9 protein-coding genes are annotated in these 12,295 nt (G+C 68.6%); 1 reads left to right on the forward strand and 8 read right to left on the reverse strand.

Annotated elements, in window-relative coordinates:
- Positions 1-16: 16 nt before the first annotated feature.
- The gene (gene antC, locus LT948_RS26155; protein ID WP_015502832.1) at positions 17-1,039 is read left to right on the forward strand and encodes an anthranilate 1,2-dioxygenase electron transfer component AntC; all 1,023 of its coding nucleotides are present in this window, start codon (positions 17-19) and stop codon (positions 1,037-1,039) included.
- A 5-nt stretch (positions 1,040-1,044) separates the two neighbouring features.
- Here antC and LT948_RS26160 read toward each other — a convergent pair whose 3' ends face one another.
- The 8 genes from LT948_RS26160 to LT948_RS26195 form a co-directional block, all read right to left on the reverse strand.
- On the reverse strand, positions 1,045-1,806 hold the full coding sequence (locus LT948_RS26160; RefSeq protein ID WP_003089880.1) for a 1,6-dihydroxycyclohexa-2,4-diene-1-carboxylate dehydrogenase: 762 nt from the start codon (positions 1,804-1,806) through the stop codon (positions 1,045-1,047).
- Positions 1,807-1,831: 25 nt separating this feature from the next.
- Complete coding sequence (gene benC, locus LT948_RS26165) at positions 1,832-2,845, reverse strand: benzoate 1,2-dioxygenase electron transfer component BenC (RefSeq protein ID WP_033954517.1); 1,014 nt, start codon at positions 2,843-2,845, stop codon at positions 1,832-1,834.
- Between the two features lie 33 nt (positions 2,846-2,878).
- Positions 2,879-3,367, reverse strand: coding sequence for a benzoate 1,2-dioxygenase small subunit (benB, locus tag LT948_RS26170; RefSeq protein WP_003120077.1), 489 nt, complete (start codon positions 3,365-3,367; stop codon positions 2,879-2,881).
- Positions 3,364-4,731, reverse strand: a complete 1,368-nt coding sequence (gene benA, locus LT948_RS26175) for a benzoate 1,2-dioxygenase large subunit (protein WP_033954518.1) — start codon at positions 4,729-4,731, stop codon at positions 3,364-3,366. Before benA ends, benB begins: the two co-directional genes overlap by 4 nt.
- A gap of 116 nt (positions 4,732-4,847) precedes the next feature.
- On the reverse strand, positions 4,848-5,804 hold the full coding sequence (locus LT948_RS26180; RefSeq protein WP_003109534.1) for an AraC family transcriptional regulator: 957 nt from the start codon (positions 5,802-5,804) through the stop codon (positions 4,848-4,850).
- Between the two features lie 206 nt (positions 5,805-6,010).
- The gene (locus LT948_RS26185; RefSeq protein ID WP_003139106.1) at positions 6,011-9,166 is read right to left on the reverse strand and encodes an efflux RND transporter permease subunit; all 3,156 of its coding nucleotides are present in this window, start codon (positions 9,164-9,166) and stop codon (positions 6,011-6,013) included.
- A gap of 22 nt (positions 9,167-9,188) precedes the next feature.
- On the reverse strand, positions 9,189-10,643 hold the full coding sequence (locus LT948_RS26190) for an efflux RND transporter periplasmic adaptor subunit (RefSeq protein WP_003109532.1): 1,455 nt from the start codon (positions 10,641-10,643) through the stop codon (positions 9,189-9,191).
- Between the two features lie 52 nt (positions 10,644-10,695).
- Positions 10,696-11,982 carry a TolC family protein gene (locus LT948_RS26195; protein WP_003089893.1) on the reverse strand — a complete coding sequence of 429 codons (1,287 nt, stop codon included), beginning with the start codon at positions 11,980-11,982 and terminating at the stop codon, positions 10,696-10,698.
- Positions 11,983-12,295: the final 313 nt, after the last annotated feature.

The raw sequence follows: 12,295 nt of genomic DNA on the forward strand, positions 1-12,295 counted from the left end.
GGCGGGCCCCGTCACGATGAATCACAAAGTCGCCCTCAGCTTCGCCGACGGCAAGACCCTGTTCCTGCCCGTCGGCCACGACGACCTGCTCCTCGACGCCGCCCTGCGCCACGGCATCAACCTGCCGCTGGACTGCCGCGAAGGGGTCTGCGGCACCTGCATGGGCCGCTGCGAGGCGGGCAGCTACAGCCTGGACTACGCCGACGAGGACACCCTCTCCGCCGCCGACCTGGAGCAGCGCAAGGTGCTCGCCTGCCAGACCCGGGTGCGCTCCGACGCGGCCTTCTACTTCGACTTCGCCTCGACCCTCTGCCACGCCGCCGCGGCCCAGGCGCACAGCGGCGTGGTGCGCGAACTGCGCCTGCTCTCCGAGGACACCGCGCTGCTCCGCCTCGACGCCGGCGCCGCGGGCCGCCAGTTGGACTTCCTGCCCGGCCAGTACGCGCGGCTGCAAGTACCCGGCAGCGACTGCCGGCGCGCCTACTCCTTCGCCAACCGGCCGAATCCGCAGAACCACCTGCAGTTCCTCATCCGCCTGCTCCCGGGCGGCGCCATGAGCGACTACCTGCGCCAAGGGTGCCGGGTCGGCGACGAGATCCGCTTCGAGGCGCCGCTGGGCACCTTCTACCTGCGTCAGGTGGAGCGCCCGTTGCTGCTGGTGGCCGGCGGCACCGGCCTGTCGGCGTTCCTCGGCATGCTCGACGAACTGGCCGAGCGCGGCTGCGAGCGGCCGGTGCATCTCTACTACGGGGTACGCCGCGCCGCCGATCTCTGCGAATTGCAGCGGATCGCCGGCTACGCCGAGCGGCTTCCCGGCTTCCGCTTCGTCCCGGTGCTCAGCGAGGCGGACGCCGACTGGGACGGCCGGCGCGGCTACCTGCACGAGCATTTCGACTCCGCCCGCCTGCGCGACGAAGCTTTCGACCTCTACCTGTGCGGGCCGCCGCCGATGGTCGAGGCGGTCCGCCAGTGGCTGCGCGAGCGCTCCCTGGAACATCTGCGGCTGTACCTGGAGAAGTTCACCGAAAGCGGCGACTGAAGCGCTCAGCCGAGGTCGCCGCCAGCTACCGGCAGGGTCACGCCGGTGATGTAGGACGCCTCGTCGGAGGCGAGGAAGAGGATCGCCGCGACCTGCTCGTCGATGCTGCCGTAGCGTTTCATCAGGCTGCTGTCGAGGGTCTGCTCGACGATCTGTCGATACCAGCGCCGCTCCTCCTCGCTCTGCGCCGCGGCGTTGCGCGGAATCCTTCGCGGCGGCGCGTCGGTGCCGCCCGGCGCCACCGCGTTGACGCGGATGCCCTGGTCGGCGGTCTCGAACGCCAGGCAGGCGGTCAGCGCGTTCACCCCGCCCTTGGCGGCGCCATAGGGCACCCGGTTGACCCCGCGGGTGGCAACCGACGAGACGTTGACGATCGCCCCGCTACCCTGCCCCAGCATCGCCGGCAGCGCCGCGCGGCAACACCACAAGGTGGGCAGCAGCGAGCGCCGCAGCTCGGCCTCGATCTCGTCCTCGGCGTAGTGCTGGTAGGGCTTCGCCCAGAGGGTGCCGCCGACGTTGTTGACCAGGATGTCCAGCCGGCCGAAACGCTCCAGGGTCCGCTCCAGTGCCCGCTGGCATTCGGCGTAGCGCTCCAGGTCGGCGGTCAGGCACAGGCAGGCGTCGCCGGCCAATTCGTGGACCAGCTCAGAGCGGTCCACCGCCACCACCCGCGCGCCTTCCTCCAGCAGGCGCCGGGCCACGCCCAGGCCGATGCCCTGGGCGGCGCCGCTGACCAGGGCGACCTTGTCGCGGAATCTGTCGTTCATGGGAAGCTCCTTGGCTCGCTCGGGTTCAGGCCGCGCTGGCGGCGAACTTTTCGTAGTAGAAATTCGCCGGGCGCACGCCCTGCTCGCGCAGGTAGCGCTCGACCGCCTCGACCATCGGCGGCGGCCCGCACAGGTAGATGTCGACGTCGCCCTCGTGCAGGTGCTGCGCGGCGATGTGCTCGGTCACGTAGCCCTTGCGCGGATAGTCGCTGTCGGCGCTGGCCACGCAGGCGCTCCAGGTGAAGCTGGGAATCCGTTCGGCGAACGCCTCCAGGCGCTCGAGCCCGACCAGGTCGACGTCGTGGGTCACCCCGTAGACCAGGTGCAGCGGGTGCGCGCTGCCCTGCTCGGCGATCCGTTCGAGCATCGCGGTGAACGGCGCCAGGCCGGTGCCGCCGGCCAGCATCAGCAGTGGCCGGTGAATCTCGCGCAGGTAGAAACTGCCCAGCGGGCCGTCCATCGCCAGGCTGTCGCCGGCCCTGGCCGTGCCACTGAGGAAGCCGCTCATCAGCCCACCGGGGACGTTGCGGATCAGGAAGCTGACCTCGCCGTCCTTCGCCAGCGAGCTGAAGGAGTAGGCGCGGCGCTGCTCGCTGCCGGGCACCTGGAGGTTGACGTACTGCCCGGGCAGGAACGCCAGGCTGGCCAGCGCCTCGCCGCGCAGCGACAGGCCGATGGTGCTCGGCGACAGTTGCCGGACTTCGCTGATGCGCGCCTCGTAGCGCGCCTGGCCGGTCCTGCACAGGGTCGAGGACGCCGGCACGCGCAGCACGCAGTCGCTTTCGGCGCGCATCTGGCAGGTCAGCACGTAGCCGCGGGCGGCTTCCTCGGCGCTGAGGGCATCGTCGATGTAGTCCTGGCCCAGCGCATAGCGCCCGGCCTCGGCCAGGCACTTGCAGGTGCCGCAGGCGCCGTCGCGGCAGTCCAGGGGGATGTTGATGCCCTGGCGGTAGGCCGCGTCGGCCACGGTCTCGCCGGGCGCGGCATGGATGAAGCGGGTCACCCCGTCTTCGAAGTTGAGTGCGATCCGATGGTTCATGGCATGTCCCTCGACAGCCCGCCGGCGCGGGCGTCAGACGTGGTAGACGTCGATCAGCTGGCGAACGTAGTCGTTCTTCAGGATCACTTTCTTGGCCTTGATCAGCGGACTCTCGCCGCGTACGTCGAGGTCGTAGAAGGTGGTGCCGAAGTAGCTGTCCACGGTCTTGTAGCGATAGCTCAGGGTGTGCCAGTTGCAGCGCGCGCGGCAGATGCCGTCGTCCTCACCGAGCAGTTCGATGTTGCTCAGGTTGTGCGAGGTGCGGGTGTCCGGCAGGGTCGCGCTGGAGCGCTCGGTGCGGATGCGGAATACCCGGTCCTCCAGACCGCCGCGGTTGCCGTACCAGATCAGCGAGATTTCCCGCTGCGGGTCCTCGGTGAGCTGGTCGCGGTCGTCCCAGGACGGCATCCAGAAACTGGCGTCCGCGGCGTACAACGCCAGCCAGGCGTCCCAATCCTTGTCGTCGAGATAGCGCGCCTCGCGGTAGAGGAAATCGCGCAGGGCGTCGTAGCCCAGGCTCATGACGCCACCTCCCGCAGCGCCACGCGCTGCGTCCGTTCGCGCTCCAGGGCGGCGAGCAGCGCCTCCTGCCAGTAGCGATGCTGCAATACGAACAGCCCTTCGTCCTCGGTGCGCACGCCGCTCAGGCGCGGCCGCAGGTCGATGGCCGCGGCCGCCGCGTCGGCGCCCTCTATCCAGTGTTCGGCGCCGCGCGACAGGTCGTTCCAGCCGACCACGCTGCCCTGGTAGCCCTGCTGGCAGGAACGGAACTCCTCCAGGTCGTCCGGGGTGGCCATGCCGCTGACGTTGAAGAAGTCCTCGTACTGGCGGATGCGCCGGGCGCGCGCCTCGGCGCTCTCGCCTTTCGGCGCGATGCAGTAGATGGTGATTTCCGTACGGTCCACCGACAGCGGCCGGGCGATGCGGATCTGCGAGCTGAACTGGTCCATCAGGTAGACGTTGGGGTACAGGCAGAGGTTGCGCGAGTTCTCGATCATCCAGTCGGCGCGGGCCTCGCCGAAGTCGCGGGCAAGCTCGGCGCGGCGCTCGAAGGCCGGCCGGTCCTCGGGGTTGGCCCAGCGACTCCAGAGCAGCATGTGGCCATGCTCGAACGAGTAGAAGCCGCCGCCCTGCCGGGCCCAGCCGGCGGCGCTCATGGTCCGCAGCTGGTCCGCGGCGTCGCGCTGCTGGCGCTGGCTCTGGGTCGCCGCGTAGTTCCAGTGCACCGAACTGACGTGGTAGCCGTCGGCGCCGTTCTCGGCGGTAAGCTTCCAGTTGCCTTCGTAGACATAGCTGGAAGAGCCGCGCAGCACTTCGAGGCCTTCCGGCGACTGGTCGACGATCATGTCGATGATCTTCGCCGACTCGCCCAGGTGCTCGGCCAGCGGCCTGACATCGGGGTTGAGGCTGCCGAACAGGAAGCCACGGTAGGACTCGAAGCGCGCCACCCGGGTCAGGTCGTGCGAGCCCTCGCAGTCGAAGCCCTGCGGGTAGCCGGCCTCGGCCGGGTCCTTGACCTTGAGCAGCTTGCCGGAGTTGTTGAAGGTCCAGCCGTGGAACGGACAGGTATAGCTGCTGCGATTGCCGCTCTTGTGCCGGCAGAGCATCGCGCCACGGTGGCTGCAGGCGTTGATGAAGGCGTTGAGCTGGCCGTCGCGGTTGCGCGCGATGACGATCGACTGGCGGCCGATCTGGGTGGTCAGGTAGTCGTTGATTCCGGCAACCTGGCTTTCGTGGGCGAGATAGACCCAGTTGCCCTCGAAGATGTGCTTCATCTCCAGCTCGAACAGGCGTGGGTCGGTGAATATCTCCCGCTTGCAGCGGTAGACGCCGCGCTCGGGGTCTTCCTCGAGCAGAGAACGCAAGTAATCGCTACCCAGGGACATGGCCGGGGCCTCCGTTGTTATTGTTCAGGCCCGGTCAGGTTAGGTAGCGCGTGCTGCTGGGGATATCCGTTGCCTGCGGATCGCTGGCCGATTCCTGCACGCCGTAGCGGTCGGCGCTAGGCGCGCCGGCGCAGGGTTTCCGAAGGCAGCTCGCCGAACTGCCGGCGATATTGCTCGGCGAAGCGGCCGAGGTGGGCGAAACCGAAGTCCAGGGCCAGTTCGGTGAGGTTGCGTACCCGGCAGCCGGGGTCTTCCAGGCAGGCGCGGATGCGCTCCAGGCGCAGCCGGCGAATGTATTGCCGAGGGCTCTCGCCAAGCTGGCGCTCGAACAGCGCGTACAGCGAGCGAGTGCTCATGTGCGCCTGCTCGGCCAGCGCCGCGACCTCGATCTCGCTCTGCAGATGGCGGCGGATGTAGGCATCGAGGCGGGCGAAGACGACCTGCGCATCGCCGGGGTCCTCGCGGCTGACGTTGGTCTTCAGCAGGGTCAGCAGCTTGCTGCCGAGGATCTGCTCGAAGTGGCTGTCGACCCGCGCCAGCCGCTCGCCGGACTCCGCCTCGCGGCAGACCAGGGCGAGCAGGCCGACGAAGCCTTCCAACTGGTCCAGGCGATAGCGATGTTCGAGGAAGCGCACGCCGCGCGCCGGATGGCTCCAGCGCTGCTCGGCGCAGATCGCTTCGAGCAGCGCGCAGGGCAGCTTGACGATGAATTTCTCGCAGTCCGCCGAATAGGTCAGGTCGACCGGATCGTCCGGGTTGATCAGCAACAGCTCGCCCGGCGCCAGGGCGTGTTCCTGCCCGCCGCCGCGCCACAGGCAGTGGCCGCGCAGGAGGATCTGCAGGTGGAAGATGCTTTCCAGCGCCGGCGAGGTGACCCGTACCGCCGCGCCGTAGCTGATCCGGCACAGGTCGAGGCTGGCGAAGGTGCGGTGGTCGAGGCTGGCTTGCGGCCTGCCGGCGGCCGGCAGGCGTATGCAGTGCGTACCGACGTGCCGGTTGACGTAGCCGGACACCGCATAGGGGTCGGCACGTTCGAACACCCGGCTGCGCTCGCTGAGCAAGGAGGCATTCATGGGCAGGACACTCAGGCTGCTATCGTTGTTGTTATCGTCGCGCGGCGCCAAGCGCCGGGCGCGGAACGTCCACCCACACTACGCAAGCCCTCCGCCGGCGACAATCCGGGCCGGCAATCGCGTGCGGTAATCGAACGGAATCCGTCCAACGGCCAACGAAAAAGGGCCGCCAGGGTTTCCCCTGCCGGCCCGCTTGCGCGCCCGCTTCAGCCGGCCGCCGGCGTCTCCTCGCGCGGTCCGGCGTCGCGCCCGTGGGTCCAGCGATAGAGCACCGGCAGCACCAGCAGGGTCAGCATGGTCGAGGACAGGATGCCGCCGATCACCACCGTCGCCAGCGGCCGCTGCACCTCGGCGCCGGTGCCGGTGGCCAGGGCCATCGGCACGAAACCGAGGGACGCCACCAGGGCGGTCATCAGCACCGGACGCAGGCGAGTGATGGCGCCCTCCCACACCGCCTGGTCGAGGCTGCGTCCTTCCTGCAACAGGTTGCGGATGAAGGAGATCATCACCAGGCCGTTGAGCACCGCCACCCCGGACAGGGCGATGAAACCCACCGCCGCCGAGATCGACAGCGGTATCCCGCGCAGCCACAGGGCCAGCACCCCGCCGGTGAGGGCGAAGGGGATGCCGGTGAACACCAGCAGGCCGTCCTTGACGTTGTTGAACATGGCGAAGAGCAAGGTGAACACCAGCAGCAGCGCCACCGGCACCACTACCTGCAAGCGCTTGGCGGCGGACTGCAACTGTTCGAACTGGCCGCCCCAGGTGGTCCAGTAGCCGGCCGGGATCTTCACCCCGTCCTGCAGCTTCTGTTGCGCTTCCAGCACGAACGAGCCGATGTCGCGACCGCGCACGTTGGCGCTGACCACGATGCGCCGCTTGCCGTTCTCCCGGCTGATCTGGTTCGGTCCCGGCGAGAGGTCGAGGCGCGCCACGTCCGACAGCGGGATGAAGTCGATCCGCGCCAGGTTGTTCGGCGGCAGCGGGATCAGCAGGTTGGACAGTGCCGGCAGGTCGGCGCGCAGGGTTTCCGGCAGGCGGATGACGATGTCGAAGCGGCGGTCGCCCTCGAACAGGGTACCGGCATTGCGTCCGCCGAGAGCGGTGGCCACGGTGTCCTGGATGTCGCCGACATTGAGGCCGAAGCGTGCCGCCTTGTCGCGGTCGATGTCCACCGTCAGCACCGGCAGGCCGGTGGTCTGCTCGACCTTCACCTCGGAGGCGCCGTCGATGCCTTGCAGCACCTTGGAGATCTTCTCCGCAGTGTCGTTGAGCACCTGCATGTCGTCGCCGAAGACCTTCACCGCGACGTCGCTGCGCACCCCGGAGATCAGTTCGTTGAAGCGCAACTGGATCGGCTGGGAGAACTCGTAGACGCTGCCCGGCACCTCAAGGGCCGCGGCCTGCAATTCTTCCAGCAGCGCCTCCCGCGACTTCTTCGGGTCCGGCCACTGGCTCTGCGGCTTGAGCATCACGTAGCTGTCGGAGGCGTTCGGCGGCATCAGGTCGGAGGCGATCTCGGCGGTCCCGGTGCGGGCGAAGACCCGCTCGATCTCCGGGAACTTGCCCATCAGCTTCTTCTCCAGGGTCTGCTGCATCTCGACCGACTGGGTCAGGCTGGTGCCCGGCACCCGCAGGCCCTGCATGGCGAAGTCGCCCTCGCTGAGGCTGGGAATGAACTCGCTGCCCATCCGCGAGGCCACCAGCGCGGTGAGCAGGATCGCGCCGAGGGCGCCGCCGACCACCAGCGCGCGGTGTCCGAGCACCCAGCGCAGCGCCGGTTCGTAGGCCAGACGCGCGCGGCGCATGACGAAGTTCTCCTCCTCCTTGACCTTGCCGGTGATGAACAGCGCGATCGCCGCCGGGACGAAGGTCACCGAGAGGATCATCGCGCCAAGCAGCGCGGTGACCACGGTGAACGCCATCGGGTGGAACATCTTCCCCTCGACCCCGGTGAGAGCGAAGATCGGCAGGTACACCACCATGATGATGATCTGGCCGAAGATCAGCGCCCGGCGCGCCTCCCTGGACGCGGCGAAGACCTCGTGGAAACGTTCCGCGCGGGTCAGCTGGCGGCCGTGGTGGGCCTGGGCGTGGGCCAGGCGGCGGATGGCGTTCTCGACGATCACCACGGCGCCGTCGACGATGATGCCGAAGTCCAGCGCGCCGAGGCTCATCAGGTTGGCGCTGACCCTGTTGCCGACCATCCCGGTGAAGGTGAACAGCATCGACAGCGGGATGATGGTGGCGGTGATCAGCGCCGCGCGGATATTGCCGAGGAACAGGAAGAGCACCGCGATCACCAGCGCCGCGCCTTCCACCAGGTTCTTCTTCACCGTGGCCACGGCCTTGTCCACCAGGGTGGTGCGGTCGTAGACGGTGATCGCCTTGACTCCCTTGGGCAGGGTCCGGTTGATCTCCTCCAGGCGCTGGCCGACCGCCTGGGCCACTTCCCGGCTGTTCTCGCCGATCAGCATGAACACCGTGCCGAGCACCACTTCGCGGCCGTTCTCGGTGGCCGCGCCGGTGCGCAGCTCCTTGCCCAGGCCGACCTCGGCGACGTCGCGGATACGGATCGGCACGCCGTCGACGTTGGAAACGATGATCCCGCGGATATCGTCCATGTCCTTGACCTGGCCCGGCGCGCGGATCAGCAACTGCTCGCCGCGCCGCTCGATGTAGCCGGCGCCGACGTTCTCGTTGTTGCGCAGCACGGCGTTCTGCAGGTCGCCGAGGGTCAGCTTGTAGGCCGCGAGCTTCTTCGGATCCGGGGCGATGAGGAATTGCTTGGCGTAGCCGCCGATGGTGTTGATCTCGGCCACGCCCTTCACGTTGCGCAACTGCGGACGGATGATCCAGTCCTGGATGGTGCGCAGGTCGGTGGGCGTGTAGGCGCTGCCGTCCTCCTTGGTCGCACCCTCCTCGGCCTCTACCGTCCACAGGTAGATCTCGCCGAGACCGGTGGAGATCGGCCCGAGGGTCGGCGAGATGTCTTCCGGCAGTTGCTCGCGCGCCGTGCTCAGGCGTTCGTTGACCTGCTGGCGGGCGAAGTAGATGTCGGTGCCTTCCTCGAAGATCACCGTCACCTGGGAAATCCCCGGCCGCGACAGCGAACGGGTTTCCTGCAAACCCGGCAGGCCGGCCATGACGGTCTCCACCGGGTAGGTGATCCGCTGCTCCACTTCCAGCGGCGAGTAGCCGGGGGCGGCGGTATTGATCTGCACCTGGACGTTGGTGATGTCCGGGACCGCGTCGATGGACAGCTTCTGGTAGCTGCCAATGCCGACCCCGGCCATCCCCAGGACCGCCAGCAGGACCAGCCAGCGTTGCTCGATGGCGAATTGGATGATGCGTTCGAACATGCGAAGACTCCTGGAGCGGGACTCAGTGACCGTGTTCCGCCGAGCCCTTGCCCAGTTCGGATTTGAGGATGAAGCTGCCGCTGGCGGCGACCTGGCTGCCAGCGCGCAGGCCCTCGAGGACCTCGACGCGCTGGCCGTCGCTGATGCCCAGCTTGACCGGCTGGACCACGAAGCCGTCGGCCACGCGGACGAACACCACGTCCTCGCCGTCGACGTTCTGCACCGCGCCGTCGGCGACCGTCAGGACTTCCTTGCGGGTCGCCTCGGCCACCTGCACGGAAACGAACAGGCCCGGGCGCCAGGTGCTCTCGGGGTTGCTCAGGGTGACCCGGGCGGTGGCCGCGCGGGTCTGCTCGCCGAGCAGGTCGCCGATGTAGGACACGGTGCCCTCCACCTCGCTATCCAGCGCCTGGGCGAGCACCTTGACCTTACTGCCGACGCGGACCTGGCCGAGCAGTTGCGCGGGCACGTTGAAGGTGGCCCAGACCGAGGACAGGTCGGACAGGGTGAAGACGTTGGCGGTGCCGTCCACCGGCTCGCCCTGGGTCAGGTGCTTTTCCACCAGCACCCCGGCGAACGGCGCGCGCAGCTCGTAGCGGTTGCCGCCCTGCAGGCTGGGATTGCCGCCGAGCGCGGCGATCTTCGCCCGCGCGTTGTTCAGCGCGATCTCGGCTTCCTGCAAACCCTGGCGGGCGAGCAGGAATTCCTGCTCGGCGGAAATGCCCTCCTTCCACAGCTGCTGCTCGCGCTTGTAGGTGCTCTGCGCCAGGCTCAGGCGGCGCTGGGCGGCGGCGAATTCGCTGCGCTGGTCGGACAACTGCGGGCTGCTGATCACCGCCAGCAGCTCGCCCTGCTTCACCGCCTGGCCAAGATTGGCCGGCACGCTGTCGACGATCCCCGGCAGGCGCGGGACGATATGCGCGGTGCGGTCCTCGTTGAAGCGGATCTCGCCGGGCAGCGAGACCACCTGGGCCAGGCTGATCGTCCGCGCCGTATCGAGGGTGATGCCGGCGGCCTCGATCTGCTCGGCATCCAGCTCCAGCTTGCCCTCCTCGCGGGTGAAGGCGAAGTCGTAGCCCTGTTTGCCGGCCATCAGCTTGAGGCGCGCGGTGAAGGCATGCGGCTCGGCGATCCCGGCATTGGCCACCAGGCCATCGCCGCTGGCCTTGAACAGCAGGTCCTCGACCTCGCCGGTGGCACGCTCGACGTCGGCGCCGAGGACCACCTCCTGCGGCGCCAGCGCCTTGCCGCCGCGCTCGACCCAGGCCTTGAGCGGGCTGCCGTCCTCCGGCACCAGCAGTTCCAGGGTCAGGTCGCCCTGGCGCAACAACATGCCGCCGCGCGGTCCGCTGCCCTCGCCCTCGGCGGCCGCTTCGCCGGCGCCGGCCGGCGCCTTGCCGCCCAGCTCCAGGTAGGCGCCGCCGCCCAGGCCGAGCAGTGCCAGTGCGGTCACCGCGATAATCGTCTTCTTGCCCATTCTGTTCTCCCGAACCGTTCGGGGGGCGCGCCGGCGGCCCGCCCCGGAAATCTCACTGGCCGAGGTGGCCGATGTCTTCGCCGAGCAGGCGCTCCATGCTCACCCGCGCCTGTGCCGCGGCGTCCAGCGCGCGCACGTACTGGGCACGGACGCCGACCAGGGTGCGCTGGGCATCGAGCACGTCGAGGAAGTTGAACTTGCCCATCTCGAAGCCGCGGGTCATCGAGTCCAGCGCGCTCTGTGCGCCGGGCAGCAGGTCGCGGCGGACCAGCGCCAGCTCCTGTTCCGAGGTGCGCAACTGGTCGTAGGCCTGTACCGCTTCGCTGCGCAGGCGCAGCAGGGTCGCGCGCTGCAGGTCGCGGGCCTGGTCGACGCGGCTCTGGGCGGCGTAGATGTTGCCCTGGTTGCGGTCGAACAGCGGCAGCGGCATCGACAGGCCGATCAGGTTGACCCGTTCGCCACGTCCGTCGCGGGCGGTCTGGTCGTACTTGCTGCCGATGCTGACCGTCAGGTTGGGGATGCGCTGGCGCTTCTCCAGGTCGACCTGGGCCTCGCCGCGCGCTACCTCCTGGGCCGCCAGGCGCAAGGTCGGCGACTCGTCGAGATGGCGCAGCAAGGCGCCACGGGTGATGCTCGCCGGCACCGCGTCGAGCGCACCGCCGACCCTGGCGAAGCCTGGCTGCGGCTCGTCCCAGGTGCTCGACAGCTGCACATAGGTGCGCTGCTGCTCCAGCTCCGCCTGGCTCAGGTCGAGCTGGGCGTTGTCCGCCAGGACCTGGGCGCGGACCCGTTCCACCGAAGAGATGCTGCCGGCCTTGACCCGTCGGTCGGCGGCCTGCAGCGCGCGCCTGGCCAGGTCCAGGGAGGTCTTCGCCAGGCGCACCCGCTCCTGCGCGGTCAGCGCCGCGTAGTAGGCGCCACGGACCTGGGCGCGTAGTTCGGCGCGACGGACTTCCAGTTGGGTCCAGGCGATCTCGCTGCCGCGTTTCGCCACCTCCACCCGCGCGCCGCGCTTGCCGCCCAGCTCCAGCGGCTGGGCGATGCTGACGCTGGTCTGGCGATTGCCCTGGCGGGTGTCCTCGACGCTCCAGGACAGATCCGGGTTGGGGATCAGCCCGGCCTGCTGCCGCGCGCCGCTGGCGATCTCGGTCTCGCGCCCCACCGCCGCCAGCTCGGGGTTGCTCCGCAGGGCCCGCTCCAACGCCTGCTCGAGGCTGATCGAAGTGCCGTTGAAACTCACCGGCGCCTCGTTCGCCAGGGCCGGCAGGCCCAGGCAGAGTCCCATCAGTAGCCAGCAGGCGCGTTTCCCCGCGCTGGCCAGTGGCCGAAGTATCGGCATGTTCCGCTCCTCGTCTGCTGATCGTCGTCGGCGACGGCGATCCATTACCGGCCCGGAACCACGCAACCGTTCATCGGCGATATCTCGCCGGCGATATTCGAAGTTGCACTTCCGGGATGCGGCAGATGTTAGGTAGCGGGGCTTATCGGCAAGGTGACGGAAGAATTACAAGTCGGTAATGAATATTCTCCACGGACAATTAGCGGTTACACTTCGGCAACCTTCGAAGAGACTGGCAATAGTTGGATGAAACATAGGGACAAAAGCAACATGCGCTTACAAAAGGCATTGCCCCTCACGCCCAGCGGTGCTT

The sequence above is a fragment of the Pseudomonas sp. CP-1 genome, from assembly GCF_021213715.1.
GTDB lineage: Bacteria > Pseudomonadota > Gammaproteobacteria > Pseudomonadales > Pseudomonadaceae > Pseudomonas > Pseudomonas aeruginosa.